The 25581-nt window shown below is 66.1% G+C and carries 27 protein-coding genes and 1 tRNA gene; 14 read left to right on the top strand and 14 right to left on the bottom strand.

Translation table 11 applies throughout. The annotated features are described in order from the left end of the window. Window positions 1-86: 86 nt before the first annotated feature. From AC1RP5_RS17685 to selB, 4 genes are all read left to right on the top strand, one after another. Window positions 87-2384: a xanthine dehydrogenase family protein molybdopterin-binding subunit gene (locus AC1RP5_RS17685; protein WP_493112650.1), complete on the top strand. Its 2298-nt coding sequence runs from the start codon at window positions 87-89 to the stop codon at window positions 2382-2384. 10 nt (window positions 2385-2394) lie between these two features. After that, window positions 2395-3636, top strand: a complete 1242-nt coding sequence (locus AC1RP5_RS17680; RefSeq protein WP_493112649.1) for a hypothetical protein — start codon at window positions 2395-2397, stop codon at window positions 3634-3636. Between the two features lie 114 nt (window positions 3637-3750). Then, entirely contained in the window at window positions 3751-5133 is a 1383-nt protein-coding gene (gene selA / locus AC1RP5_RS17675; protein ID WP_493112647.1) for an L-seryl-tRNA(Sec) selenium transferase, read from the top strand. Further along, a complete protein-coding gene (selB, locus tag AC1RP5_RS17670; RefSeq protein WP_493112646.1) occupies window positions 5130-7031 on the top strand; it encodes a selenocysteine-specific translation elongation factor in 1902 nt (633 codons plus the stop codon). Before selA ends, selB begins: the two co-directional genes overlap by 4 nt. Here selB and AC1RP5_RS17665 read toward each other — a convergent pair. Then, entirely contained in the window at window positions 7021-7371 is a 351-nt protein-coding gene (locus tag AC1RP5_RS17665; protein WP_493112644.1) for a VOC family protein, read from the bottom strand. The two genes, selB and AC1RP5_RS17665, sit on opposite strands and share 11 nt — an antisense overlap. Before the next feature lie 77 nt (window positions 7372-7448). Between AC1RP5_RS17665 and AC1RP5_RS17660 the strand changes: the two genes are divergently transcribed. From AC1RP5_RS17660 to mobB, 7 genes are all read left to right on the top strand, one after another. Beyond that, window positions 7449-7544 (top strand) — tRNA-Sec (locus AC1RP5_RS17660). 30 nt (window positions 7545-7574) lie between these two features. Continuing rightward, a complete protein-coding gene (locus AC1RP5_RS17655) occupies window positions 7575-7907 on the top strand; it encodes a hypothetical protein (RefSeq protein WP_493112643.1) in 333 nt (110 codons plus the stop codon). Window positions 7908-7936: 29 nt separating this feature from the next. Then, a complete protein-coding gene (locus tag AC1RP5_RS17650) occupies window positions 7937-8113 on the top strand; it encodes a hypothetical protein (RefSeq protein ID WP_493112642.1) in 177 nt (58 codons plus the stop codon). 24 nt (window positions 8114-8137) lie between these two features. Further along, window positions 8138-8650: a DUF992 domain-containing protein gene (locus AC1RP5_RS17645; RefSeq protein WP_493112641.1), complete on the top strand. Its 513-nt coding sequence runs from the start codon at window positions 8138-8140 to the stop codon at window positions 8648-8650. Between the two features lie 64 nt (window positions 8651-8714). Continuing rightward, the gene (locus AC1RP5_RS17640; RefSeq protein ID WP_493112639.1) at window positions 8715-9212 is read left to right on the top strand and encodes a hypothetical protein; all 498 of its coding nucleotides are present in this window, start codon (window positions 8715-8717) and stop codon (window positions 9210-9212) included. 8 nt (window positions 9213-9220) lie between these two features. Continuing rightward, window positions 9221-10036, top strand: coding sequence for a formate dehydrogenase accessory sulfurtransferase FdhD (gene fdhD, locus AC1RP5_RS17635; RefSeq protein WP_493112637.1), 816 nt, complete (start codon window positions 9221-9223; stop codon window positions 10034-10036). Next, window positions 10033-10521 carry a molybdopterin-guanine dinucleotide biosynthesis protein B gene (gene mobB, locus AC1RP5_RS17630; RefSeq protein WP_493112635.1) on the top strand — a complete coding sequence of 163 codons (489 nt, stop codon included), beginning with the start codon at window positions 10033-10035 and terminating at the stop codon, window positions 10519-10521. Before fdhD ends, mobB begins: the two co-directional genes overlap by 4 nt. 2 nt (window positions 10522-10523) lie before the next feature. Here the strand turns inward: mobB and AC1RP5_RS17625 are convergent, their stop codons facing one another. From AC1RP5_RS17625 to AC1RP5_RS17605, 5 genes are all read right to left on the bottom strand, one after another. After that, complete coding sequence (locus tag AC1RP5_RS17625) at window positions 10524-11735, bottom strand: FecR family protein (RefSeq protein WP_493112633.1); 1212 nt, start codon at window positions 11733-11735, stop codon at window positions 10524-10526. Between the two features lie 20 nt (window positions 11736-11755). Beyond that, the gene (locus tag AC1RP5_RS17620) at window positions 11756-13102 is read right to left on the bottom strand and encodes a tetratricopeptide repeat protein (protein WP_493112631.1); all 1347 of its coding nucleotides are present in this window, start codon (window positions 13100-13102) and stop codon (window positions 11756-11758) included. A 90-nt stretch (window positions 13103-13192) separates the two neighbouring features. Next, on the bottom strand, window positions 13193-14188 hold the full coding sequence (locus AC1RP5_RS17615) for a glycosyltransferase family 2 protein (RefSeq protein ID WP_493112629.1): 996 nt from the start codon (window positions 14186-14188) through the stop codon (window positions 13193-13195). Continuing rightward, entirely contained in the window at window positions 14185-15930 is a 1746-nt protein-coding gene (locus AC1RP5_RS17610) for an IlvD/Edd family dehydratase (protein ID WP_493112627.1), read from the bottom strand. The genes AC1RP5_RS17615 and AC1RP5_RS17610 overlap by 4 nt, the downstream gene beginning before the upstream one ends. Window positions 15931-15962: 32 nt before the next feature. Then, window positions 15963-17084: an FAD-dependent oxidoreductase gene (locus AC1RP5_RS17605; protein WP_493112625.1), complete on the bottom strand. Its 1122-nt coding sequence runs from the start codon at window positions 17082-17084 to the stop codon at window positions 15963-15965. Between the two features lie 176 nt (window positions 17085-17260). On the opposite strand from AC1RP5_RS17605, the gene AC1RP5_RS17600 reads away from it, so the two are divergent. Further along, window positions 17261-17851: a cysteine hydrolase family protein gene (locus tag AC1RP5_RS17600; RefSeq protein WP_493112623.1), complete on the top strand. Its 591-nt coding sequence runs from the start codon at window positions 17261-17263 to the stop codon at window positions 17849-17851. Between the two features lie 60 nt (window positions 17852-17911). On the opposite strand, the gene AC1RP5_RS17595 is transcribed toward AC1RP5_RS17600, so the two are convergent. Continuing rightward, window positions 17912-18043, bottom strand: a complete 132-nt coding sequence (locus AC1RP5_RS17595) for a Flp family type IVb pilin (RefSeq protein ID WP_493112621.1) — start codon at window positions 18041-18043, stop codon at window positions 17912-17914. Between the two features lie 185 nt (window positions 18044-18228). Here AC1RP5_RS17595 and AC1RP5_RS17590 point away from each other — a divergent pair, with 185 nt between their 5' ends. Both AC1RP5_RS17590 and AC1RP5_RS17585 read left to right on the top strand, forming a co-directional pair. After that, complete coding sequence (locus AC1RP5_RS17590; protein ID WP_493112619.1) at window positions 18229-19035, top strand: universal stress protein; 807 nt, start codon at window positions 18229-18231, stop codon at window positions 19033-19035. Window positions 19036-19088: 53 nt separating this feature from the next. After that, complete coding sequence (locus AC1RP5_RS17585; RefSeq protein ID WP_493112618.1) at window positions 19089-20600, top strand: hypothetical protein; 1512 nt, start codon at window positions 19089-19091, stop codon at window positions 20598-20600. Here AC1RP5_RS17585 and AC1RP5_RS17580 read toward each other — a convergent pair. Genes AC1RP5_RS17580 through AC1RP5_RS17550 form a run of 7 tightly spaced genes read right to left on the bottom strand, consistent with a single transcriptional unit; the run spans window position 20597 to window position 25468 of the window. After that, complete coding sequence (locus tag AC1RP5_RS17580; RefSeq protein WP_493112616.1) at window positions 20597-21823, bottom strand: META domain-containing protein; 1227 nt, start codon at window positions 21821-21823, stop codon at window positions 20597-20599. The two genes, AC1RP5_RS17585 and AC1RP5_RS17580, sit on opposite strands and share 4 nt — an antisense overlap. Next, window positions 21820-22863 (bottom strand): AI-2E family transporter, encoded by a 1044-nt coding sequence (locus tag AC1RP5_RS17575; RefSeq protein WP_493112614.1) that lies wholly within the window; start codon window positions 22861-22863, stop codon window positions 21820-21822. The genes AC1RP5_RS17580 and AC1RP5_RS17575 overlap by 4 nt, the downstream gene beginning before the upstream one ends. A 37-nt stretch (window positions 22864-22900) precedes the next feature. Next, entirely contained in the window at window positions 22901-23125 is a 225-nt protein-coding gene (locus AC1RP5_RS17570) for a hypothetical protein (protein WP_493112613.1), read from the bottom strand. 7 nt (window positions 23126-23132) lie between these two features. Beyond that, window positions 23133-23948 (bottom strand): MORN repeat-containing protein, encoded by an 816-nt coding sequence (locus AC1RP5_RS17565; RefSeq protein WP_493112611.1) that lies wholly within the window; start codon window positions 23946-23948, stop codon window positions 23133-23135. A 12-nt stretch (window positions 23949-23960) separates the two neighbouring features. Then, window positions 23961-24515 (bottom strand): MgtC/SapB family protein, encoded by a 555-nt coding sequence (locus AC1RP5_RS17560; protein ID WP_493112609.1) that lies wholly within the window; start codon window positions 24513-24515, stop codon window positions 23961-23963. A gap of 2 nt (window positions 24516-24517) precedes the next feature. Next, on the bottom strand, window positions 24518-24907 hold the full coding sequence (locus AC1RP5_RS17555) for a PRC-barrel domain-containing protein (RefSeq protein WP_493112607.1): 390 nt from the start codon (window positions 24905-24907) through the stop codon (window positions 24518-24520). 57 nt (window positions 24908-24964) lie between these two features. Then, window positions 24965-25468: a hypothetical protein gene (locus AC1RP5_RS17550; RefSeq protein WP_493112606.1), complete on the bottom strand. Its 504-nt coding sequence runs from the start codon at window positions 25466-25468 to the stop codon at window positions 24965-24967. Window positions 25469-25581: the final 113 nt, after the last annotated feature.

Raw genomic sequence — 25581 nt, 5'->3', positions numbered from 1 at the left:
GGCCATGCGTCGCGCTGGCTTGTAGGACGCGCCTCCGCCGCTATAGTCCGGCCGATCCGGATGGGATTTCGCGGCGGGAGTGGCGTATGGCGGTGTTTGGCAAGGCTCAGTACATCAAGCGTGTCGAAGACGACCGGCTCCTGACGGGCACGGGTGGCTTCACCGACAACCTCTCGAGGCCGAATCAGGCCCATGTGGTCCTCGTTCGTTCCCCGCACGCCCATGCAAAAATCCTGAAGATCGATGCCTCGGCTGCCAAGAAGGCGCCGGGTGTGGTGGCGGTCTTCACCTGGGCTGACATGGAGAAGGAAGGCGTCGGCAATTTCGCTTTCCCGACGATGTTTCCGGCGGCCGACGGCAGCAAGCCCGAGATGACCCCCCGCCGCTCGCTGGCGCACGAGGTCGTCCGCTATGTCGGCGAAGCGGTCGCGGCCATCGTGGCCGACACGCGCGAGCAGGCGCAGGACGCCGTCGAACTGGTCGACATCGAGTACGAGCAGCTCCCGTCGGTCACCGAGATCGAGGATGCGCTGAAGCCCGACGCGCCGCAGGTCTGGCAGGGCGCGCCCGGCAACATCGCCGGCTACAACAAGTTCGGCGACAACGACAAGGCCGAGGAGGCGTTCAAGAACGCCGCGCACGTCGTATCGCTCGACATCGTTCACCAGCGCCTGATCGTGAATGCCATGGAGCCGCGCGCGGTCATGGCGGAGTGGGAAAACGACCGGCTGATCGTCCATATCGGCAGCCAGAACCCCTCCGTGACGCGCGATACGCTGTGCGACGTCATCCTGAAGATGCCGAAGGACAAAGTGCGCGTCGTCGTGCGCGACATCGGCGGTGGCTTCGGCATGAAGGTCGGCATCCAGCCCGATGAAGCGGTGGCCGTGTGGGCCGCCAAGGTGCTGAAGCGTCCGGTGCGCTGGCGCGCCGAGCGCGGCGAGGAGTTTGCCGCCACGACCGCCGGCCGCGACCAGTTCCACAAGGCCTCGATGGCCTTCGACAAGGATGGCCGGATCCTGGCGCTGCGCATGGAAGCCTTCGCCAACATCGGCGCCTATCCGTCGCGCGGCGGCGTGGTCATTCCGCTGTTCGTCGGCCCGAAGGTGACGACCGGCACCTACGACATCCCGCTGATCGATCTCAAGATCACCTGCGTCATCACCAACACCGCCACCATCGGCGCCTATCGCGGCGCCGGCCGTCCCGAGTGCATCTTCAATCTCGAGCGCATGATGGACACGGCGGCGCGGCAGATCGGCATGGACCCGGCCGAACTGCGCCGGCGCAATTTCGTGACGCCCGCGCAGATGCCCTACACGACGGCGATGGGCGAGAAGTACGATTCGGGCGACTTCAATCTCTTCCTCACCAAGACGCTCGAAGCGGCCGACTGGGACGGCTTCGCGGCGCGCAAGGCGGAGGCCGAGAAGCGCGGCAAGCTCTACGGCCGCGGCCTCGCTTCCTACGTCGAATGGACCTCGGCCAACGTCATGAACGAGATGGCGCATTACGAGGTGAAGGAAAACGGCAAGGTCGTGATCTGGATGGGCACCCAGGGCATGGGGCAGGGGCTGCAGACCAGCTTCACCCAGCTCGCCTCGGAACTGCTCGGCATCGACCCGGCCGACATCGAGATCGCGATGGGCGATTCCGATCGCGTCGGCGGCGTCGGCTCGATGGGTTCGCGCTCGGCCTATATCGGTGGCTCGGCCGTGCTGAGCGGCAGCGAGAAGCTGGTCGACAAGGGCAAGGAACTGGCGGCCGATGCGCTGGAGGCGGCGACCGCCGACATCGTCTATTCGGCCGGCCGTTTCACCATCACCGGCACCGACCGCGGCATCGGCCTCGGCGAGCTGGCGGCGAAGCAGCCTGACAAGCGCATCTTCATCGAGAACGTGAACACGGTCGACGGCATCGCCTGGCCGAACGGCGCCCATGTCGGTGAGGTCGAGATCGATCCCGATACCGGAATGGTCGAGCTGAAGCGCTATACGACGGTCGACGATGTCGGCAAGCCTCTGCATCGGCCGATTGTGTTCGGCCAGATCCATGGCGGCTGCGCCCAGGGTATCGGCCAGGCGCTGCTGGAAGAGAACGTCTACGACCGCGAGAGCGGCCAGCTCATGACCGGCTCGTTCATGGACTACGCCATGCCGCGCGCCGGGACCTTCCCGACCTTCAACAACCAGCTCGACGACACGGTGCCGGCCAAGAGCAATCCGATCGGCGCCAAGGGCGTCGGCGAGTCGGGCACCGTCGGTTCGACCCCGACGGTCATGAACGCGATCATGGACGCGCTGTGGCCGCTCGGCGTGCGCAACATCCAGATGCCGGCCACGCCGCAGCGTGTCTGGCAGGCGATCCAGGGCACCCGGAAGTAGCGGGGAGGCGATGAAGCAACGCATCTTCGGCTGGATTTCCGTCCTTTTCGGCATCGTCCTTTCGCTCGCCGCGCTCGAAGTCACGGCGATCGTCTGGCTTTACCTGGAGGACGGCCGCTACACCTCGGCCGAGGAGCTGTTCGAGCGCACGCAGAACACCTACGTGCGCGACGCCACCAAGGGAACGGCGTGCCGCTATGTCGATACGCTCTTCCCGCACCCCTATGTTGGCTTCGTCCATCACGCCAACCCGCCTTGCGGCATGCCTTGGGTCAACAATGTCGGCCTGTTCGGGCCCGACTATCCGGTGCTGAAGCCCACCGACCGTTATGTGGTGATGCTGACCGGCGGCTCCGTGGCCTCGCAACTCGGCCAGAATGCGGCGCCGCCCGCGCCGCGCTATTTCGAGGAAGAACTCAACAAGAAATACATCAGCCCCAACGGCAAGCCATTCATGGTGTTGAACGGCGGTGACGGCGCGTGGAAAGAGCCGCAGCCGTTCATCCTGTTCGCGCTCTACGCTTCGTCGGTTGACGCAGTCGCCGTTCTGGGCGGTTTCAACGAGCATTACTTCTTCTGGCCTGGTGCCGAGGAACGGCTCGAACGGCCGCTCAGCAACTTCCTCGACGTGAACCCCTTCGTCGCTGACGAGAATTTCGGTGACGCCGCGATCGGCTGGGTCATGGGACGAATCGCCGGCACCCTGGCGCTGAACCCGATCCTCGGCCATTCGCACGCCGCTTACATGGTGGTTCGCGGTATCGAACAGGCCGCGAAGGGCAAGGACATCTTCAAGTCGTCCAAGAAGACGACGCTGAACAGCATGTTCCATATGCCTGAGAGCATCCGGTCGAACCACAAGCTCGCCTTCGACACCCAGCTAGGCCTGTACCAGAAGTACATCAAGGCCACGATCGCGGTCGCGAAGGACAATAACGTGAAGTCGGCCTACTTCATCCAGCCGGCGCCGGCGATCGGCAAGGAACTGACCGAAGAGGAGAAGCGCCTCGTCGGCGATCTCTCCTACAAGGACATGTACGGGAACATCGTCAAAGGCCTGATGACCCTGCGTGACGGTGGCACGCCGATCTATGACCTGACGCAGATCTTCGCCCAGGAGAAGGGAACGATCTACGCGGATCACATCCACTATGCCCGCGACGCGGCGAACGAGAGCCCCGGCAATCGCATCATCGCGGCCCGGATGGGTGAGATTCTTGCGGAGCAGTGGGGATTTCAGAAGAAGCCCTGAGGCTGTCCGCCGGAATTTCGCAGCCCGGCCGCCTCCATTGATCGGCTGCTGGCCCTGAGCCATCCTCGCGATGGCCGATAGACGTCCGGCCATCTTCTTGTGGGGAAACAACCCGTGTCGCGTGCCGACCGCGCCGATGGCGCATCCGAAATCCGTCCGCCTTCGATTGATCGCATGGCCGGCTGGCCCTCGCTGGGGCCGCTGATCGAACGCGCCGGCCGTGCACTCGTCATTGAGGCGTTGCGAGCCTGGGTCGCAGAGAAACGCGGATTGGCCGAAGTCGCGGATGAAACCGCCTGCGCGCGCTGGTGTGCTGCGCGACTGAATTCGCTACTGCAGCCCTCGCAACGCCGGGTGTTCAACCTGACCGGCACCGTCCTGCACACCAATCTCGGGCGTGCCGTGCTGGCCGAGGAAGCGATCGCGGCGGCCGTCGAGGCGATGCGATCGCCGACGACGCTCGAATATGATCTCGACGGCGGTGCGCGCGGCGAGCGCGACGATCACATCGCGCCGTGGCTCTGCCGCCTGACTGGCGCCGAGGCCGCGACCGCGGTCAACAACAATGCCGCCGCCGTGCTGCTCGTGCTGAGCGAGCTTGCCGCCGGCCGCGAGGTCATCGTCTCGCGCGGTGAGCTGATCGAGATCGGCGGCGCCTTTCGCATTCCCGACATCATGGCGCGCGCGGGCTGCCGCCTGGTCGAGGTCGGCACCACGAATCGCACACACCTCAAGGACTACGCGGCGGCGATCGGCCCCGACACCGCCGCGATCATGAAGGTCCATCCCTCGAACTACGCGATCCAGGGATTCACCAAGACGGTTTCCGCCGCCGAGCTGGTCCCGCTGGCACGGGAAAAAGGCGTGGCGTTGATCGAGGATCTCGGCAGCGGCACCCTGGCCGATCTCGAGACCTGGGGCCTGCCGCACGAACCGACGGCGCGCGAGGCGATCGCCGCCGGCGTCGACGTCGTCACCTTCTCGGGCGACAAGCTGCTGGGGGGACCTCAGGCCGGCTTGCTGGTCGGCCGCAAGGCGCTCATCCAGAGGATTGCACGCAATCCGATGAAACGGGCCCTGCGCCTCGACAAGGTGCGCCTCGCCGCCCTCGAGGCGACGCTGCGGCTCTATGGCGATCCGGCGCGGCTTGCCAGCCGCCTGCCGACCATACGCGCCCTCGCGCGCCCCGCCGCGGACGTGCGCGCGGTGGCGGAGCGGCTGCTGCCGGCTGTCCAGTCGACGCTGGGCGGGCGGGCGAAGGTGAGCGTGGCCGAGGTGCGCGGGCAGATCGGGTCGGGCGCGCTGCCCGTCGACCTGCTGCCGTCTTTCGCACTGGCGATCGAGGCGAAGGGAATCGACAGGATCGCCGACCTGTTTCGCGGCCTGCCGATTCCGGTGATCGGCCGGATCGGCGATGGCACGCTCTATTTCGATCTCCGCACACTCGACGACGAAGCGGCCTTCGCGGCGCAACTCGGCCATCTGTCCGCGTCATGATCGTCGGAACAGCAGGCCACATCGATCATGGCAAGACGGCGCTGGTAAAGGCGCTGACCGGCGTCGACGCCGATCGCCTCAAGGAAGAGAAGGCGCGCGGCATCACGATCGACCTCGGCTATGCCTACAGCGATCTCGGCGACGGCCGGCAACTCGGCTTCGTCGACGTGCCGGGCCACGAGCGCTTCGTGCACAACATGCTGGCCGGCGCCACCGGCATCGATGCGGCGCTGCTCGTCGTGTCGGCCGCCGAAGGCATCAAGCCGCAGACCGTCGAGCATCTGCAGATCCTCGACCTGCTGGGCCTCGATCGCGGCATCGTGGCGCTCACCAAGGCCGACCTCGCCAACGACGACCAGCTCCTCGAGCACATGGCCGAGATCGAGACGTTGCTCGCCACCACCTCGCTGCGCGGTGCGGAGATCGTGCCGGTCTCGGCGGTGACGGGGCAGGGCATCGAGGAGCTGAAGGAAAAGCTGCTGGTTCTCGGCGAGAGCGGCAAGGGCGCCGCGGGTTTCGCGCGTCTCGCCGTCGATCGCTGTTTCGTGCTCTCCGGTGCGGGCGTGGTCGTGACGGGTACGGTCCATGCCGGCGAGATCAAGGTCGACGACCGGCTGCTGCTCACACCGTCGGGCATCGAGGCGCGGGTGCGGTCGCTGCACGCTCAGAATCGTGCTGCGGAGATCGGACGCGCGGGCGAGCGTTGCGCGCTCAACCTCGCGGGACCCCGGCTTTCCAGGGAGGCGATCCGGCGCGGCGATTGGGTGGTCAGTCCCGAACTGCATGCACCGACCGACCGCATCGATGTGAGTCTCAGCCTGCTTTCCTCCGAAGGGCAGCCGCTGAAGCACTGGTCGCCGGTCCATGTTCACCTGGGCTCGGCCCATGTCATGGGGCGCGTGGCATTGCTCGAGGGCGAGAAGCTTGCGCCCGGCGATACCGCGCTCGCGCAGCTCGTCCTCGAAGAGAAGGTCGGCGCCCTGGCGGGGGACAGGATCATTCTCCGCGATCCTTCCGCCACCCGCACGATGGCCGGCGCGACGACGATCGATCCGTTCGGACCGCCGCGCAACCGGCGCGCCGAGCGGCGGCTTGGGGAATTGGCGGCGCTGGCGCACCCCGACGCGGAAGCCATGCCGCACCTGTTGCGTCTCGAAAGCGGGTTCGTCGACCTTGCCCGGTTTGGCCTGTCGCGGAATCTGAGGCCCGCCGAAGTGGAGCGGCTCCTTCAGGCGTCGGGCGGCGAGAAGCTGGAAGGCTTCGGCTTTCTTGCCGAGACGCTTGCCGCGGCCCGCCAGGACATCGTCGACACGCTCAAGACGTTCCATGCCACCAAGGCCGATGCGGCGGGCCTGCAGGCCGAGCGCCTGCGGGTGACGTTGAAGCGTCGCTGGCCGGCGTCGGTGTTCAAGGCGCTGCTCGACCAGGCGATCCGGGCGAAGACCGTCGTCGTCGATGGCGCCTTCCTGCGCCTGCCCGGACATTCGCTGACCCTGGGCTCTCGCGACGAAGCGCTATGGAAGAAGATCTCGGCGGACATGACGCGCGATCGCTTCAAGCCACCGCGCGTCCGCGATTTCGCCCAAGCCTACGATGCGTCGGAGACCGATACGCGCAAGCTGCTGCAGCGGCTTTCTAAGCTGGGGCGCGTCGTCGAAGTGGCGCCCGACCATTATTTCCTGCGGCCCGTGGTGGCTGAGATGGTCGGCATCGCCAACGGCTTCGGCCACGAATTCAGTGCCGCCGAATTTCGCGACAAGCTCGACAACGGCCGCAAGCTCGCGATCCAGATCCTCGAGTTCTTCGATCGCCACGGCATCACCATCCGTCGCGGCGACCTGCGTCGCGCGGTGCCGCAGAAGAGCGGCCAGTACGGGCCGCCGCCGGCTACGCCTTAGGGACGGGGCCGCTCAGGCTGACCGGTGCGCCGTCGGGACCGGTGAAGAGGGACAGCAGGAAGCCGTGCTCCTCATGCGGCGCGGCGCCGACGTTCACGCCCCGTGCGCCGAGTTCGGCGCGTTTTTCCGCAAGGTCGGACACCCGCAGGCCGGGCTGCCATGTCCCCGCCGGATTTGCGGTCGATGCTGGTTGGAGCGCCAGCCTCGTCGCGCCCGTATCGAATTCTGCCCATTCAGGGGTCTGGAACTTGAGTTTCAAGCCAACAGTATCGCGCCAGAAGGCAACCGCTGCCGCAAGATCGGAGACGTTCGCGATGACGTACTTCAGCTCGATTGACATGACTTTGATCCCGTTGAGGAATTTCATCCTAGCACGAGCAGGTGACACGGGATTGGTTATGGTGAATCATCCGCCTTGGAGGGGAAGCGCTCCCGGTGGGGCGGCTGGCCTTCAAAGCCAGAGAGGGCCGTTAGCCGGTTCTTAGTGGGTTCGACTCCCGCTCTCTTCCGCCATCTTCTCGTTTTCCGGAGTCCGGGCAACCGATGCGTACCTTGATTGTCGTCGCCATGCTGTCGCTGGCGGCTTGTTCGGCCAATTCCCAGTATTCGGAGCCGTGGACCGTGCGATCCGTGAAGCAGACCTATGAAGCGCGGGATGCCTGCCTGCTCAAACACGCCGTTCCCTATATCGAGGGCAATTCGGATGCGACGAGCATCGGGCGCACCATCAGCTCGAACTGCCAGGCCGAGACCAATGCGCTGATTGCCAGCAGCAACCCGCACAACGATCCGGCCGTTACGGCGGCAATCCGGCAGGACTCGGAATTCAGGGCGACGGGTTATGTCCTGAAGGCCCGCGGTCAGTACAGCAACTAGGAACGGGCCCGCGGGCTGAAGAGGACGACGTGACGACCGAGGATTCACCGGCCGAGAGTGCGAAGATGGCGCTGGCCAATCTCATGATCCGGAAGGCGGGCCTCATCCGCACGATCCGGCACGAAATGTACAAGCATGGTGTCGTCTACAACGTTGGCCTCAGCGAGATAATCGAGGCGATCGAGCGAGCGAAGAAAGAAGACTGACTCTCAACCGGAAAGGATTTGGACATGCTTCGATCCATACTGACGACCGCCGCGGCCGCTGCTCTCCTGGCGGGCTTCGGCGCCGCGGCCCAGGCGCAGACCCCGGCCGCTCCCGGCACGCCCCAGGCGACCGGCAAGTCCGGTGCGAATGTCGGCTCGCTCACCTGCAAGGTGGCCGGCGGCATGGGCTTCATCTTCGGATCGTCCAAGGACCTCGACTGCATCTTCGCGCGCACTGACGGCGTCGGCGAGAAGTACACCGGTGCGATCAAGCGCTACGGCGTGGACATCGGCTTCACCAAGGAATCGCAGATCGTGTGGCTGGTGTTCGCCCCCGGCAGCATCTCGCCGGGCGCCCTGCAGGGCGGCTATGTCGGTGCGACGGCGCAGGCCACGGTGGGCGGCGGTGTCGGCGCCAACGTCCTGCTGGGCGGCGGTTCGGGCCAGATCACCCTGCAGCCGGTCAGTGTCGAAGGCAGCGTCGGACTGAACGTCGCTGCCGGCGTGGCCGAGGTCGAACTCAAGTACGCCAAGTAAGAGGCAAGGGAGCGGCAAGCCCGACAGGCTTGCCGCGGCCCCGCCGGTCGGGTCAACTCCTGGAATGCCGGCTGCCGTAGACTCCCTGATCGCCCGCCTTCGGGCGGACTGCACCGCGGCCGAAACGGCCGAGCGCAAGGTGCGGGCCTCGGTCGAGGCCCAGATCAGGGAGGCCGAGCGGGCACGCACCTTTGCGTGGCGCCGCCTCAGCGCGCTTTCTGACATGGCAAGGGTCGCCGCCCTCGAGCCCGATCGCGAGATCGCGGTCGAGCGCCAGCTGGAAGCGCTCTTCCGTGATATCGGCTGGATCGACAACGGCCTTGCCGAATTGGGCGAGGGTGCACGGCCTCTGCTCGACTGGCTGAGGCCGATTGCCGAGGTGCTGCACGCCGAGGCGCATCCCCCTGAATCCGAGGACGGCGTACCGGTGGAGCCGCCAGCGATCACGGATCCGATCGCGGCGTTCCGTGCCTTCGAGGCCTGGTACGAGGCGGAGCGGGGCGAGCCCTTCCTGAAGGTCTTCGATCGCCAAGTGCCGCCTGTTCCCGTGGTCGAGTTCTAGGCGCGGCGATGGACGATCCCGACATGAATAGCGACGGCTCGGTGAGACTTCCCGCCCATCGCCTCACTCTCCATGGCCGGGAGATGCTGGAGGAAAGCATCGCCCAGGAAGTGGCCGTGGCGCTTGTCTACAACGGCATCAGCCACGCGGTGATGATGGCCACGCCGTACGATCTCGAGGATTTCGCGCGCGGCTTTTCCCTCACCGAGCGCATCGTCGAGGCGCCCTCGGAAATCTACGACATCGAGGTCGAGTCGGCGGGGCGCGGCATCGAGGTGAAACTCGAGATCGCCGCGCAGCGGATGGCGGCACTCCAGCAGCGGCGGCGCAACCTGGCTGGTCGCACGGGCTGCGGCCTGTGCGGCGTCGACAGCCTCGATGCGGCGCTACGTGCCGTTCCCGGCGTCGTGAACCCGCAGCCGGTGTCGCGCCGGTCGATCGAGCGAGCGATGGCCAGCCTGCCGGAGCATCAGAAGATGAACCGGTCGAGCGGCGCCACGCACGCGGCGGGCTGGGCATCGGCCGATGGCATGCTCGTCGCCGTGCGCGAGGACGTCGGTCGCCACAATGCCCTCGACAAGCTGGCCGGCGCATTGGCGCGGGGTGGCGTGCGTGAAGCCGGTGGCTTCGTGGTCGTGACCAGCCGGTGCTCCTACGAGATGGTCCAGAAGGCCGCGGCGATCGGCGCCTCGGCCATTGCCGCCGTCTCGGCGCCGACGTCGCTCGCCATCGAAACGGCCGGGCAGGCGGGCGTGGCGCTGGTCGCGTTCGTGCGTGAAGGCCGGTTGACCGCCTATGCCCACGCCGATCGGATCGTCGCATGAGCGCACAGCGCGTCTTCGGCGTCACCGGATGGAAGAATGCCGGCAAGACGACTTTAACGGAGCGGCTGGTGGCCGAGTTCGTGCGCCGCGGTTGGCGCGTGGCGACGATCAAGCATGCCCATCATGACATCGACATCGATCAGCCGGGCACGGATTCCTATCGCCATCGCGCGGCCGGTGCGGGCGAGGTCGCGGTCGTTGGCGGGCTGCGCTACGCCATCATGCGCGAGACGGTAGAGCCTTCGTTTGCGGAAGTGCTGTCGCGACTGTCGCCTGCCGATCTCGTGCTGATCGAAGGCTACAAGCGCGAGGCGCATCTCAAGATCGAGGTCCGGTCTTCCGACAAGTCCGAGCCCATGGCGCCGAACGATCCCGCGATCGTGGCGATCGCGGCTGATGCGAAGCCAATCGACAATACGTTGCCGTGGTTCCGCCGCGACGACATTTCGGCCATCGCGGACTTCATCCAAACGAAGATCGGCTAGGGTTACGGCGCCTTCTGGCCGGCGAAGGCTCCGGCGGCCTGATAGGCCGGGCCGTTGACCGTGAAGGTGCCCGCCTGGCTGTTCGGATATGTCCCCTGACCCACGAACGCACCGTTCATGGTCATCGTGCGGCCCGGATTGGTGGTCGAAGGCATCGACGAGTTGAAGCCGTAATTGCCGGTGCGGCTGATGGTGCCGCTGTAGCTGCTGTTGTTGAAGTTCGCGGTGGTCGTTCCGCTATTGGTGTTCGTCGACCAGACCTGTTGATAGCTGCCGGTGCCGAAGGAAACCTGGCCATTGTTCCTCACCAAGCCGGCCATCGTGCCGTTGTAGGTGATGGTTCGTTGCGATTGGTTGGCGTCGCTGACGATCTTGGGCAGATTCGACGGCGCGGTTTGGCCGGCCTGGGTGATCGCGTTGGTGGTGGTGTCGTTCGGGTTGGTGTTGCGCGGGCCCGGGCCACTGCCAAAGCGGTCACCCAGCGTCTTGCCGGAGCCCTGGCCCGAATTGGAATCCGAGAAGCCCGAGTTCTTGGCGGACTGATCGGCGCCGCCCGACTGGCTGCCGCCCTTGCTGCCTTCGAGCTGGCTGAGCGCGGCGCTCAGGCTGCCCGGCGGCACGGCACCCGGCCGGCCCGGCAGGCCGCCGAACATTGTCGCCACCTGGAAGCCAGGGCGCGTCACGATCTCGATCTTGCCGCCGGCGCCGACCGTCATGCTGATGCCGAAGACGAAGATCGACAGCGTCTCCTTCTGGTCGACGTTGAAGACGCTGATGCCGCCGCGGATGCCGATGGTGCTCGACGGCGTCGTCACGGTGATCGCGTTGGTCTTGCTGATCTTGCCGCCGACCAGGCGAAACACGCCCTTGCTGGCGTTGATGGCGAGGTCGCCGGTCTTGGTCGTCGGGTCGTAGACGAACTTGTCGATCGTGAGCTGGGCGTTCGGGCCGACCGACAGCGATGTGCCGTCGAGGAACATCAGGTGGGCCCGGTCGTTGGCCTTGGTCGTGATCAGCTCGTTGGCCTGCACGTCGACGCCCACGCGCAACACGCGCTCGGCCTCGCTCGGCGGCTTGCCGGTGGGATCTCCGTCGGCGGCCGAGGTGACGCCGACCTTCGCATTGGCAACGGCGGGAAGCAGGGAAGATGCGCCCGCGGCCAGCAGGGCGGCGGTCAGCAGGGACAGGCTTGCCTTGGGAAGTGCAGTTGCCACGATGGTCTCCTGAAGCAGCGCTAGAAGCGCCAAGTTACTCCGATGAGCGCACTGTTGTTCGTGAACGCGTAGTTGGGCAGGTCCGACGATCGCACAAACCGCCCGCCCGAAATCGTAAACATCGTCCGCTGATCGAAGGGAACGGACAGAGTAAGGTTCAGGATCGTGTCGATTTGTTGTCTGGTAACGGTCGGATCCACGACAGCGTCGGGCTGGTCATAGTACCACCACTGGACGTTGGCAAACAGGCTGATGCTCCAGGGCATCTCGCTCTTGAACAGCGGGTCGGCGAAGGAGAACGACATGCCGCCGCCGGCGCCGTACAGCATGTAATTCTGCCACGGCGTGCTGTCGGTCTGATAGCGCTGGAGATTGCCGTTGGCATAAAGCATCACGGCGTCGTTCAGCTGGTACTGGAAAGTCGAATTGGCCGAGTATTCGACGCCGGTGAACTGGTTGTTGGTCGGGATGTACCAGGTGTTCTGGTACATCTGCCGGCGCCAGACGACGTTCGTGGTGTTGCGCAGCTTGTCCGAGAGGAGGGCGCCCAGTTCGAGGCCCGAGCCGAAGCTGCCGTAATACGGCACGTCGTTGACCCAGATGTAGCCCACCGAACCGAACGGCTTCAGGGTCACGTCCTCGAAGATGCCCTGGAACGCCTGGAAACGCGGGCCGGATGTCAGGTCGAGGATCGACACGTTGGCCGCCTGGATCTGGAACTGCCGGTTGAGGTAGCCCGAGAGTTGGGTCTCGAGTTGCGCCCGGTTGTTCTGGCCGAGATCGTAGGTGTGGCGCAGGAAGCCCGAGGTCACGGCGCCCCAGTCAGCGGTGCCGAGTGCGGCCTGGTTGAGGTTGGCGGTCTGTCCGAACAGGCGGACGCTCGATGTCGGCGGGCCGAGGTTGGCGTTCGACTGGTAACGCATGCCGGCGAAGATCTCGCCGGCGAACCGCGACTTGGTCAGCCGCTTGTCCGACTCCACGAGGAATTGCTCGGCGCGGGATTTCACGTCCGGCGGCAGCGATTCGGATTTGAGCGTGGTTTCGAAGTAGGTGCGCGCCACCTCGAAGGATCCCAGCCTGTAGTACAGCACGCCCAGCTCGAGACGGACGCGCGGCAGGTTCGGGTCGACGACCAGCATGCGCTCCAGCGCGGAGATGGCGCCTTCGAGATCGCCGGTCTTGGAGGCGATCGTGGCGAACTTGAACAGGACATCGAGATCGGACGGCTGCTTCAGCATGTCCTGGAAGGCTGCGTCGTATTCGGCTTCTTCCTGGGGCGAGACAGCCTGCGTCTGCTGCGCAACGGCCGGACGCGCATTCACCATCGCGGCGGCAGCGACGACGGCCAGCAGAGCGACAACGCTCACGCCACGTCCGAGCCTACTCAAGATGAATTCTCCCCCGATTCCCGGTATTTCCGGGCCTCTCTCACTGCAGAAAATGAAGCAGAAAGGGTGCTAAATCAACCAACTCCGGACGATGAGCGCCCAGCTCACCAGAGGAGTGGCCCGAGCCGCCCGCATCCGCAGAACCATGCGGCGATATTGGCGATCTCCGAGGGCCGTCACGAAGCGTTCTTTGCCCTTGATCATTGCATCGAGCATGCGATCAAGCATGCGTGAGTAGGTGTCGCCCCAGTTGCGACTGGACAGGTGGAGGCGCCCACCCAGCACGGGGTTGTCGGCAGCACCGTTGCGGCCATGCAGTCGGTAGGAATAAAGCGCGTCGTCGATCAGCAGCGAGCCCGCCACCATCTGCGCCATGACCACGACGTAGAAGTCCATGTGCAGGCGGAACACCTCGTCGTCCTCGGGGAAGACGAGATTGATCAGCGAGCGCCGGAACATCATCGACGAGGTGCTGACCCAGACCCAGTGCACCACGCGCTTGGTGTAGAGGCGGTAGGGCGTGTGGCTCTCCCATCCGGCCGTGCCGCGCGCCGCATCGAGCGTGGGCACGCGCGACGGATCGATCGACAGGAATGCCTGGTCGCGGTCGACACGGGCGCGGTCTTTGCCGAACCAGTACATGCCGCCGGCGATCAGCTCGTCCTGTCCGTTGATCAGGCGCGCGTTGCACGCCGTGAAGCCCACCGCATAGGTCTCGTTCAGGTGCGCGGCGAGGTGGCGTTCGAGGAAATCAGAGTTCCACAGATCGTCGGAGTCGAGGAAGCAGACGAACATCGCGCGAGTTTCGGCGAGCCCGCGGCGCGTGGCGCCGGTCTGTCCGACGTTCTTCTCCAGACGGATCAGCTTGAAGCGGGAATCGGCAAGTTCGTCGAGCGTACCCTCGATGACCGAAGCCGAATCGTCGGTCGAGGCATCGTCGACGATGACACAATCGAAGTCGCGCAACGTCTGGCGCGCGACCGAGCGGATGGCGTCGGCGATGTAGTCACGGCAATTGAAGCACGTGACGACGACCGAGATGGACGGAAGCTTGGCCTCGGTCACTTTTCCGGTCCGAGGAAGTCGAAGTCGACACCTTCGTCGGCCTGCAGCACGGTCTTGAAGAACAGACCCGTGTAGCCGCGGCCGCTGCCGGGATGCGGCGGCGGCGCCTTCCATGTCTTCTTGCGGGCCGCCAGTGTCTTGGCGTCGACGTGAAGTTCCAGCTTGCGCTTCGGCACGTCGAGCGTGATCTGGTCGCCGGTCTTCACCAGCGCCAGCGGGCCACCGACCGCGGCCTCGGGCGCGACATGCAGTACGATGGTGCCGAAGGCCGTGCCGCTCATGCGCGCGTCGGAGATGCGGATCATGTCCTTCACGCCGGCCCGCGCGAGCTTCATCGGGATGGGGAAGGAGCCTGCCTCGGGCATGCCGGGCGCGCCCTTGGGGCCGGCATTGCGCAGCACCAGGATGTCGTCGGCTTTGACGTCGAGGTTGGGATCGTCACCGCGCGCGGCGAGATCCTCGAGCGATTCGAACACCACGGCGCGACCGGTATGGGTCATCAGCGCGGGCGAGGCTGCCGCATGCTTGATGACGGCGCCGCGCGGCGCGAGGTTGCCGCGCAGCACGGCCATGCCGCCGGTCGGCTTGATGGGGTTCGCTGGCGTGCGGATCACGGTCTGGCCCGGCACCATTTCGGCCGCGTCGATCACCTGCTTCAGCGTCTTGCCGGCGACCGTCTTGCACTTCTCGTCGAGGTTCTTGCGGATCTCCTTCATCAGGCGCGAATTTCCGCCGGCCCAATGGAAGTGCTCCATGTAGTGATCGCCCGAGGGCTTGAGGTCGACCAGCACCGGCACGTTCTGGCCGATCTCGTCGAACTCCTCGAGCTCGATGTCGATGCCCAGCCGGCGCGCCACCGCGGTGAGATGCACCAGCGCGTTGGTCGAGCCGCCGATCGCCTGCAGCACGGTGAGCGCGTTGCGGAAGGCGCTCTTGGTCATGATCTCGCTGGGCTTCGGGCCCTGCTTCACGGCCATCTCGGCCGCGAGTCGGCCGGTCTGCTCGGCGATGCGCAGGCGATCAGAATGCGTCGCCGGGATCGAGCCGCTGGTCGGCAGGCCCATGCCCAGCGTCTCGACGATGCAGCCCATGGTGCTGGCGGTGCCCATGACCATGCAGGTGCCCTTGGTCGGCGCGAGACGCTCGCTCACCTGCTCGATGTCGGATTCGGAGAAGGTGCCGGCGCGATACTGGCCCCACAGGCGACGGCAGTCGGTACAGGCGCCCAGCACTTCGCCTTTGAAATGACCGACCAGCATTGGTCCCACCGGCAACACGATGGCAGGGCGGTCGGCGCTGGCGGCGGCCATGAGCTGGGCCGGCAGGGTCTTGTCGCAGCCGCCGATCAGCACGACCGAGTCCATCGGCTGCGCGCGGATCATCTCCTCGGTGTCCATCGACATGAGGTTGCGCAGGAACATGCTGGTCGGATGGGAGAAGCTCTCGTGGATCGAGATGGTCGGGAAGACCATCGGCAGCGCGCCGGCCATCATGACGCCGCGCTTCACCGCCTCGATCAGGTCCGGCACGTTGCCGTGGCAGGGATTGAAGTCGGAGAAGGTGTTGGTGATGCCGACGATCGGCCGGTCGAGCGCGTCGTCGGAATAGCCGCCGGCCTTGATGAAGGCCTTGCGCAGGAACAGCGAGAAGCCGGCGTCGCCATAGGTGGCGAGGCCCTGGCGCAGGCCGGTTTCCTTCTTCGGTGCGGTCTTCGACGTGCGGCGGCGTTTGGCGGATGCCATGTCGGTTTCTCTCCCAGATTCACTGTATTTTGTCAGGTCGGCCCATCGCCGACCAGACCGGCGGCCCAGTGCGCGTGCGCCGTGGAGTCGCGACCCTCGGCGATGGTTTTCGCCAGTTCGAGCCCCATCAGCGCGCCGAACTTGAAGCCGTGGCCCGAACAGGGCGACATCGCCCATCCGCGGGCGCCCTGTTTCTCGACCACGAAACGCTCGTCGTCGGTGACGCTGTAGAAGCAGACCTTGAGGTTGCGCACTTGCCAGCGATCGAAGCCCTTCAGCAGGCTGCCGCAGCGGTCGAGCAGGGCGCGCATCTCGCTTTCCTGCGCGTCGCGCGGCGCGGTGGGATCGCCGCTGCGGCTGAACTCGTGGTCGCCGACCTTCATGCCGCGCCCGCGCACGGGCGGCACGAGATAGAGGCCGACATCGCCGGTTTTCTCGATGATCATCGGTCCCTTCGCCCAGGCCGCGCGCTGGTCCTCCGGCAGGTCGAAATAGATCACGACCTGGCGCGACGGCACGACGCGAGCGGCGAGGGCAGGCAGCAGTCGTGGCGCCCAGGCGCCGGCCGCCACCACGACGACGTCGCCGGCGTGCGTCGTGCCGGCCGCCGTCACGATGCGGCCGTGCTCGAGGTCCACCGAGCGGACGGGCGTTCCGGCGTGCAGCGCCACGTTGGCTTGCGCGCCGAGGTGACGCGCGAGCGCCGCCACGATGTCCTGCGCCAAGAGCACGCCGCCCGTGTCAATCCAGAAAGCGCGCTCGAGCCCCTTGGTGTCGAGCAGGGGAAAGCGCTGCGGCAGCTCCGCCATCGAGAGTTCGGTCATCGGCTTGCCGATCGAGGCGAGGGCGGCGGCCGATTTCTCGGCCCAGTCCGCACCGTTGCCGCTCAGTGCCAGCGTGCCGGTCGGTTCGTGGAGCGTCTGGCCGAGATCGGTCCACAGCAGGTCCCACGCGGCGTAAGCGTCGTCGATCATCCGGGCGTAGCCGGCGTGGGAGCCATAGGGGTGGCGGATCAGGCGATGCTCGTCCATCGACGAGGCGAGCGGATTGGGCAGCGGGCCCTGCTCGAACAAATCGACCTGATGGCCCTGGCGCGACAGTCCCCAGGCTGTCGCGAGGCCCATGATTCCGCCGCCGATGACGATGACTTTCATGATTGCTTCACTAGCGCAGCTGCGGCCTTTCGATAATAGGCCGTTCGCACTTGCGTTTGCGCTGTAGTACCCGAAGGGACATCGAGACCCCCTCTTGAAGGTGTTGCAAATTCAACCGTCATAGGCGTTGATGGCGCCGAGGCTTACACAACCATGAAATTGTCGAAGGAATTAACATGGCGATGACCATGCTGCAGATGGCAGGCGCGACACCGACGCCCGCCACCATGGCCGACGGGATCCTGCTGATCATCGATGCACAGAGGGAATATACCGATGGATTGCTGCCGCTGACCGGCGTGCAGCCCGCAGTGGATGCGCTGGCTGTCCTGCTGGAGAACGCGCGCAAGGCCGGGGCGCCGGTCGTGCATGTGCGCCACCAGTCCAAGGGCAAGGCGTTCAATCCGACGTCGACGGGCTACGAGATCGTCAAGGAACTCACGCCGCGCAGCGGCGAGACGATCATCGACAAGGGACTGCCGAATGCCTTCGCGGGCACCGACCTTGCCACGCAGCTTGCCGGTATCGGCCGCAAGAATCTGATCGTCGGCGGCTTCATGACCCATATGTGCGTGTCGGCGACGGTGCGTGCGGCGACCGATCAGGGCTTCATGAGCACGATCGCAGCCGACACCGTGGCGACGCGCGACCTGCCGGACGCCACGGGCGGCGGTGTCATCGGCGCCGATGTCATCAACAAGATCACGCTCGCGGCCCTGTCGGACCGCTTTGCCTGGATCGTGCCGACGGCCAAGCAGATCGCCTGATCGCAAACTCGCGCCTGCCGGTGCACGAGAGTGCGCCGGCGGCGGCCTCGGGCTGATGCCCTAGAGGCTCTTTCCGTTGACCGTGCTGATGGCGGTGATCGCGGCGACTGCGATCAGGGAAGCGATCAACGCGTATTCGATCGCGGTGGCAGCCTTGTCGTCCGTCAGCAGGCGGCGAAGAATCGACAGCATGCATGGCTCCAAAAGGAAAAATACCTGGGGGCCGATCGCCGGCCCATCTTGAATGACTTCTTGAAAAATCCCGCCCAAGCTATTGGACTGATGCACCGATTCAATGTGAGAATTGTATCAAGTCCATCATGGCGCGCACCGTCGCGGGCGCCGTGTTATCGTCGGTCAAACAGGGAGGGCACGCCATGAAGTCCATTCTGACAATGGCCTGGACGTCGGAAGATCCGTCCGCATTCGAACTGGCTGCCAAGATCGCGCGGACCTTCGGCGCCCGCCTCATCGGCCTCGAGCCACCTTCCTATGGCGTCATGAGCATGGCTTGGGCCGATGCCGGCATGGGCGCGCCGATCGGCGGCGGCCTCGCCGAGGATGCTGAAGAGCGCCAGAGGGTCGCGGCAGTCAAGCAGGCTTTCGACGAGCGGGCCACCGGCCTTGCTTCGGAATGGCGCTCCGCCGACGACAGCGGCCCGACCGCGATCGGCACCATCGGGCGCGCGTACGATCTCATCGTCCTGCCGCAGCCCGGCGCCTTGCCGAAGATGCCGGAGAGCGTGTTCGAGACCGCGCTGTTCGATTCGGGCCGACCGGTCCTCGTCGTTCCGCCGGCTTTCACCGGCATGGTCGGCAAGCGCATCCTGTTTGCGTGGAACGGTTCGACCGAGAGCGCGCGCGCGATCTCGCTTGCCATGCCGGTGCTGAGCGGCGCCGAGACGATCGAGGTGCTGAGCGTCGAAGGCGCGATGGTGCCCGGTCCCACGGCCATGGAGATCGCCGAGTCGCTGAAGAGCCACGGGCTCAACGTGACGGGCCAGCACGTCAAGCCGGGCGCGAAGACGGCCGGCCAGACGATCGTCGATCGTGCCCAGGCACTGGGCGCCGACCTGATCGTGAAGGGCGCCTACACGCAGAGCCGGCTTCGCCAGATGATCTTCGGCGGTGTCACGCGCGATCTCATCCTGACATCGCCTATTCCGGTACTCTTCTCGTACTGATTTAGACAATCCGCCGCCGTGCTTCGCCCGGCGGTCGTGCTAGAACGCGCCGCATGACGGCTGGTCCGACCGAACCCAAGGAATCCCTCTGGGGCCGCACGCTGGCGATCGTCGCGGTCGTGTTGATTGCGGGTGCGGCACTGGCGTTCGGCCTTCTGCATCAGGATCGCGATGCGCTGCACGCGCCGACGATCGCGGAGAAGCTCGTAAATCTGCGCGCTGAACGCGCGGATCTGCAGGCGCGCGCCGACGGCATGGCACGGCTCGAACTATTGTCGTCATTCCGTGTCGCCAGCCTGCTCCTGGATGCTCTGGCCGCACGCTACGAATCCGAACGGGAACAGCCTTTCGACCGCCTGCCGGCCGCGCGGCGCGAGATGTTCGCCAGGCTGGAAGCCGTGAACATGGCAATGCACGCGGCCCTCGATCGTCCCGGTGCGACCGGTCGCGGCGTCGCCGTCGCTCAGGCGGTGAGCGGCATCCCGGCCGATATTGAGCGGCTGGCGTCCCTCGATCTCTCTCCGGTCATCCTGTCCTACACGCCGAGCATCCTGGCGCCGCCGCGCCGCTCGACGGGCGAACTCACGCTGGCGCCGGAAGCGCCGGTCGCTCCGCCCTCCGAAGGTGCGTTGCGTGTCGGCGCGAGCGCCACGCCAGCCGAAGGCGAGACGCCGAACGCCACGGTGCCACGGTTCGCTCCCAGCTTCGTTGCGCCCGCTTTGGAAGATCCGATGGTCGAGATCGACATCGTGGGCCTGCGCCTGACGACTGGCCCGACGCCGCCGGTGCTGACGATGGGCACGTGGCGCGGCGAGGCCAGCGTGACGCCCGAGCGTCTGCGTTTCAGCGTGCCGCGCAGCGCATTCGCGACGGACATGACGCGCACCAGGCTGGCGTCCGGATCGCTTTTCCTGCGTCACGCATCGCGAACCCAGGTGTTCCAGCTTCTGTTCGCTTCGCTGCCGGAGAAGCCGGGCTCGTTCGCGTTCGACCAGAAGGTGCGGACGACGACGCCGGAATCCAACACGCTGGTGTCGCCGGAGATCCTCGCGCGCGCACCTGTCGGCGAATCGCGTACGGTCCGGCGTTGTTTCGATCCACCGCCCGGCTGGCGCTTCGATAACGACAAGAGGCGGGTCGTCATCGTGGAGCGCCTGGGCTGGCTCGACGACATCCCCGACGAGACGATGAACGGCGGCGGCGTCGACTTCGTGCGCGAGGATGCACCGGGCCAGATCTGCATCTCCGTCGTCGCCAAGCCGGTGACGAAGGCCGCGCGTACCGCGACGATCGGCCGGTTCGAGGCCACGCTGGTACGCGACCGCCCGATCGACGGTGTCGTGCGCAGCGGCATCCGAGCACTCGACTGGAACGACACGGTGCGCGTGCCGATCGATTCGACCATGATCGAATGGAAGCTCTACATCCGCCTGTTCGGGGAGGTCGATCGCGAATTCGACGGCCAGGCCCAGGGCAGTGCCGCGCTTCCGGAAATTCCGTTCCTGCGCATCACCTTCGACGATAAGAACCTGACGCTGCGTGCCGATCCGGACGCGGTTCCCTAGCGGCCGCGCGCTTCGAGACGCAGGCGTCGCTTGCCGGTCTCGTCGTTGAGATCGAGGGTCGTGCCGGCGATCTGCGCCGTACGGACTGCACCCAGCGCCGCGATGAAACGTTTCTCGACCGCCGTTTCGGCCGGCGGGCAGGCCATCAGCGTCGTCGGCCCGGACGTGAAACGCAGGCCATCGGGATCGAGCACATAGTCGCCGCCCGTCGTGTTGCAGCCGGTCGCCGCGGTGAACTTACCGGCGTCGTCGAGGCGAATGAACGGCCGCCGTCGCCAGTCGTCGAACGAGACGGGCTCGCCGTCGAGTTCGACCAGACGCCATTCCGTGTCGCGCAGCGCCGAACCTCGCGATGCCAGGGACGGACAGGCGCCGTTGCGCTTCAGGGTGAGGAAGCGATCGACGGTGACGGAGTTGTTGTTGTCGAAGCCGCCGATGATCTCGACATAGAGGCTCGCGTCGCGCGACGGCGTCGCTTCCACCCAGGCTTTTTCCAGATCCGGCTCGCCACCACCAGGCGCCACGCCATAGGTGCGGCCGACCAGGCAGGCGGCGAACAGACCGCCATCCTGTGCGTCGCGATACATGCCGGTGATCTTGAACTTGCCGTCGATCGGATCGGCCTTTTCCGTGCGCAGGAGTTCGGTGCCGTCGTCGGCGACCAGTTTGCCGGCGCCGATCTCGCGGAAGGCCCGGCGGCTGTTGTCGCCGCCGCGCAGGACCAGCCGCACGCCGCCCTCGACTTCCTGCGCCCACTGGCCCAGATCGAGCGTGGGCTCGGTCGAGCCGTCACGCTTCTCGCGCAGCCGGAAGGTGCCGTCCGGGAACAGTGTGATCGTGATGCCGCCACCCGCGAAGGTGCGCGGCGGCTCGCCGGGGCGGCCGGCGGCGTGACAGCGCATCGAGCGCCCTGCCGCGGTCAGCGTCGCTTCGCGGCCGCGCCCTCGCAGTTCGTAGTAGGAATCCGAATAGGCGAAGCCGGTCCCCGAGTTCTGGCGCGACAGTTCGATGTCGGGTTGGCCCGGCATACGCAGGGTCACGAGTTCGCCGTCGCGTGAAAAGGTCGACGCGAAGTCCATGCCACCGGGACAGGAGTAGAGGACGTCGCCCTGTGGCGCCGGCATCGGCGCGGGACCGCCGGGGGGAGGCTGGTCCGACGACGGGGCCTGCGCGGCGGCCGGCGCCGCGGCCAGCAGGAGAAGGAGTGGGATCAATCGCCTCATGGCGTCGACTCCGGGATGCGACCGTCGGCGGATAATAGCACGGCGACCGGCCGCGTCGTCTCGAACTGGGCCAGCACGATCAGCGCCACCACCATGATGGGCACGCAGAGGAACATGCCGACGACGCCCCAGATCGTGCCCCACACGATCAGGGAGACGATCACCACCAGCGGCGAGAGGTTGAGCGAGCGGCCCATGATCGCCGGCTCGATGACATTGGCCGTCACGACCTGGATCGAGCCGAACACCAGCAGCACGATCAGGAAGGGCGTGAGGTTGTCGAACTGGATCAGGGTGAGAAGGGCTGGCGCGATGATCGCCAGGATCGAGCCCACGGTGGGGATGTAATAGAAGAAGAACACCATCACCGCCCAGAAGCCCGCGAAGTCGACTCCGACCGAGGACATCAGGACATAGGCGAGCGCCGAGGTGACCGTCGCGAGCGTGGTCTTGATGCGGATGTAGACCCGGATCTCGCGATCGATACGGTCGAGCACGGAGAGCACCCGCGCCTCCTGTCCGTCGCCGTGGAAGATGGCACCCAGCTTTCGCTTGAAGTGCACCTGCTCGACGAAGAGGAACAGCGTGTAGATCAGGATGAGGCCGGCGACGCTCACCACCGAGGCGGCGGCGGTCGCGACGCTGCCCAGCGTGTCGGCGAGGCTGATGCGGGCCACCAGCTCCGACAGGGTCGGCGCCTGCTCGATGCCGGCCATCTGCGTGGCCTGTTCGATCAGATGGGTGAGACGGGCTTCATAGTTGGGCACGGCCGCGACGACGGCCTGCACGTTGCGTCCGATCGTGCGGCCGACGATCCAGAACAGGCCGCCGATCACCAACACTGCGAGCGCCAACGCCAGCGGCTGCGGCAGGCGCAGCTTGCCGAGGCGCGGCATCGTGAAGGTGTCGGCCAGAGAGTCGACCATGTACCAAAGCGCGATGCCCAGGACGAACGGCAGCAGGAGGCCGCGCCCGGCGACGAGCAGGAAGATCGTCGCGGCGATAACGACGGCCCATAGTGCGGCGCGTTGCAGCGTCATGTCGGCACTATAGGCGTTGTCGTCCGATGTGTGGAAGCTAGGCGCGCCCGAGCTTCGCCCGGCCGCGCTCGGTCAGCTCGACGCGATGTTCGCCCGCCGCCCCGCCGCTCTGGCAAACGAGCCCATCGGCGCGTGCGTCCTCCCAGACGGGAAAACGCGGGCACGAACTCTGCCAGGCGTCGAGCACGTCCTCGCGGCGACGCGGTCGCGCCGCCACCCATTCGAGGAACTGGATCATGATGAGGTCAGGGCTGGCCGACATGACGCGCTCACTGGAAGCCGCAGGACGACGCCGTGGCGCCCACAGTTGCCCAGCGCTGGTTTTCGCGGAAGCAGCCGTTGACCCAGGTGCCGGTGAAGACCTGACCGTCGGGGCCGCCTGATTTGGTGCCCCAACCGCTGGCCTGGTCGTTCGACCATTCGCCCTCGTAACGCGAGCCGTTGGCCCAGACGCGCACGCCGCGGCCCTGCATCTTGCCGTTCACGAACTCGCCCTCGTAGCGGCCGCCGTCGGCGAACAGGATCGTGCCACGGCCGGTGCGCTGGTTGTCGCGGAAGTCGCCGATGTAGCGATTGCCGTTCGGCCAGATGTACATGCCATGCCCCTGCGGGCGGCCTTCCCGGAACTCGACCATCAGCTTGGCGCCGCTGGGGAAGATGTAGGTCCCCTTGCCGTCGCGTTCGCCGGCCTTGAACTCGCCTTCGTAGCGGGCCTTGTTGGCGTAGCTCAGCTTGCCTTGGCCCTCGTAGAGGCCGTCCTTCATCTCGCCTTCGTAGCGATCGGTCGGAACACCACCCTTGAACCACTGAAGCACGCCCTTGCCTTGCGCGAGATCGAAGTCGCAGGCGCCCGACCAACTGATGCTGAGATTGGGTTCGGCATTCATCATGACCACGCCGCAGCCGGTCTTTGGATCCTTGACCTCGTCGCTGGCGGCCGGTGGCTGACCCGGTGTCGGCAAGGTCGGAAGCTGGCGCGGGACCGGAGCCGTCCCGAGTTCAGGCACCGGTCGCGAGGTCTGCGCCGTGGCGGGCAAAGCCGCCGTCACGACAAACAGGAGGGAGAGGAAAGTGTACCGACTCATGGGCGGCCGAGCTTAGCACCGGTCGCCGGAGTCGTCCTTTCCTGCATGCTTCTTTGCGCGGGCTTCCTTGCCGCCATGCTCCTTCTTGTCGGCCGCCAGACCGAGCTGCACCTCGAATGTGTGCAACAATCCCATGACGACCAGGATCAGGAACGTGCCCAGCCCGGCGATCTGCCAGAGACCGAAGCCGCAGGAGAGTCCGACCGCCCCGGCAAGCCACATGCCGGCACCGGTGGTCAGACCCTGAACTTCGCCTCGTGTGAACAGGATCGAGCCCGCGGCCAGGAAGGCCACGCCCGCTGTCACCGCCTCGACGGCACGGACCGGGTCGACCGTCATCTCCCGTCCGGTGAAGGCGGTGGAATGGGAGATCTCCACCGTGAGGATGCCGAACGTCGCGGCAGCGACGCAGATCAGGATGTGGGTGCGCAGGCCTGCCGGCCGGGCCCGCCATTCGCGCTCGAACCCGATCAATGCACCGAGCAGCGCGGCGAACAGGAGCCGCGCTGCGATGACCGGGAAGGAGAGGAACGTCGGGTGCGCGATTTCTTCCGCGAGCGCGCCCATCGTTACGACTGGTACTTGAACTCGGGCAGGGCCTTCAGCGAATCCTTCGTGGCGCCCGGCAGGACGATCTTCTTGCCGTCGGTCTTCATCTGCTCATAGGGCAGCGCGATCAGCTTGTTGCCGACACCGAGGAAGCCGCCGACCGACAGGACGACGAAGGGAGCCTTGCCGTCGGGGCCGACGATGATTTCGTCGACCTTGCCGACCGTGTCGCCGGCCTCGTTGACGACCGAGGAGCCGATCACCTTGCTGGCGCGATAACCGGTCGAGATCTTGAGAACGTCGACCTTCATGAGCTGGACGGTCTGCGGCGCGCCCTGGGCCAGGACGATGGCCGGCGTGGCGAGAGCGGCGGCCGCGGCAAGGGCGGCCGTGACGAGAAGGGTGCGCATTGGGAAAGACTCCGTTTGGAAGGGACCTCTCAACGGTCCGTCCCCGCGGTCGTTCCCTTAAGGCGAAGTGTGATGCAACGTGTGGTGCGGCGCCGTCAGCGAGCGCCGCCAAACCGCGGCGGCGCGTCCGCCGAGATAGCCGGCACAGGCGGCGACTGCGCTGGTGGCGCCAACCTCGAGCATGGGATCATGCAAGCCGGCCAATGACGCGCCGAAGGCCACGATCACGAAGAAGGCGAGCAGGCAGGCCGCCCAAAGCCCGTCACGGCCCTTGGGAAGGCGCAGGCGTGTGTACATGCGATCGAGCTGAAGCGGCAGGAAGACGCCACGTGCCACACCGATCGCAATACCGATGGCCAGTCCTGCCACCCAGAGGCGTGGCTGGCGGATTTCAGGGGCCTGCATCGCCAGCAGGAGCATGGCCGTGCCGAGCGCGAAGGGGAGGGCGGCAAACAGCTGACCGGGCGGCAGAGAGCGGCCTCGCGCCTCGCGCAGCAACACGAAAATGGATGCGCCAGCGGTTACGGCGACAATCAGGTGAAGGACATTGAGTTTCAGCACGGTATCGAACTTAAGCTACTTGTGCTTACGGGTCGCTGACTAAGGTAAGGCAATTTTGCGACCAATCTGCAAATTCTGTTAACAAGCATTCTGTCGCCGAGATTCCCGCGGCC

It is taken from the genome of Reyranella sp. GW821-FHT12G01 (genome assembly GCF_058806575.1).
The sequence above is the reverse complement of the archived record's forward strand: the minus strand, read 5'-3'. Positions and strand labels throughout refer to the sequence as shown.

Coding starts and splice junctions, on each gene's coding strand:
- AC1RP5_RS17640 (WP_493112639.1), top strand. CDS start 8,715: ATGCCGGCTGCCGTAGACTCCCTGATCGCCCGCCTTCGGGCGGACTGC.
- selB (WP_493112646.1), top strand. CDS start 5,130: ATGATCGTCGGAACAGCAGGCCACATCGATCATGGCAAGACGGCGCTG.
- AC1RP5_RS17600 (WP_493112623.1), top strand. CDS start 17,261: ATGGCGATGACCATGCTGCAGATGGCAGGCGCGACACCGACGCCCGCC.
- mobB (WP_493112635.1), top strand. CDS start 10,033: ATGAGCGCACAGCGCGTCTTCGGCGTCACCGGATGGAAGAATGCCGGC.
- fdhD (WP_493112637.1), top strand. CDS start 9,221: ATGGACGATCCCGACATGAATAGCGACGGCTCGGTGAGACTTCCCGCC.
- AC1RP5_RS17565 (WP_493112611.1), bottom strand. CDS start 23,948: ATGAGTCGGTACACTTTCCTCTCCCTCCTGTTTGTCGTGACGGCGGCT.
- AC1RP5_RS17655 (WP_493112643.1), top strand. CDS start 7,575: ATGCGTACCTTGATTGTCGTCGCCATGCTGTCGCTGGCGGCTTGTTCG.
- AC1RP5_RS17685 (WP_493112650.1), top strand. CDS start 87: ATGGCGGTGTTTGGCAAGGCTCAGTACATCAAGCGTGTCGAAGACGAC.
- AC1RP5_RS17680 (WP_493112649.1), top strand. CDS start 2,395: ATGAAGCAACGCATCTTCGGCTGGATTTCCGTCCTTTTCGGCATCGTC.
- AC1RP5_RS17590 (WP_493112619.1), top strand. CDS start 18,229: ATGAAGTCCATTCTGACAATGGCCTGGACGTCGGAAGATCCGTCCGCA.
- AC1RP5_RS17585 (WP_493112618.1), top strand. CDS start 19,089: ATGACGGCTGGTCCGACCGAACCCAAGGAATCCCTCTGGGGCCGCACG.
- AC1RP5_RS17605 (WP_493112625.1), bottom strand. CDS start 17,084: ATGAAAGTCATCGTCATCGGCGGCGGAATCATGGGCCTCGCGACAGCC.
- AC1RP5_RS17665 (WP_493112644.1), bottom strand. CDS start 7,371: ATGTCAATCGAGCTGAAGTACGTCATCGCGAACGTCTCCGATCTTGCG.
- AC1RP5_RS17570 (WP_493112613.1), bottom strand. CDS start 23,125: ATGTCGGCCAGCCCTGACCTCATCATGATCCAGTTCCTCGAATGGGTG.
- AC1RP5_RS17595 (WP_493112621.1), bottom strand. CDS start 18,043: ATGCTGTCGATTCTTCGCCGCCTGCTGACGGACGACAAGGCTGCCACC.
- AC1RP5_RS17560 (WP_493112609.1), bottom strand. CDS start 24,515: ATGGGCGCGCTCGCGGAAGAAATCGCGCACCCGACGTTCCTCTCCTTC.
- AC1RP5_RS17580 (WP_493112616.1), bottom strand. CDS start 21,823: ATGAGGCGATTGATCCCACTCCTTCTCCTGCTGGCCGCGGCGCCGGCC.
- AC1RP5_RS17645 (WP_493112641.1), top strand. CDS start 8,138: ATGCTTCGATCCATACTGACGACCGCCGCGGCCGCTGCTCTCCTGGCG.
- AC1RP5_RS17575 (WP_493112614.1), bottom strand. CDS start 22,863: ATGACGCTGCAACGCGCCGCACTATGGGCCGTCGTTATCGCCGCGACG.
- AC1RP5_RS17610 (WP_493112627.1), bottom strand. CDS start 15,930: ATGGCATCCGCCAAACGCCGCCGCACGTCGAAGACCGCACCGAAGAAG.
- AC1RP5_RS17555 (WP_493112607.1), bottom strand. CDS start 24,907: ATGCGCACCCTTCTCGTCACGGCCGCCCTTGCCGCGGCCGCCGCTCTC.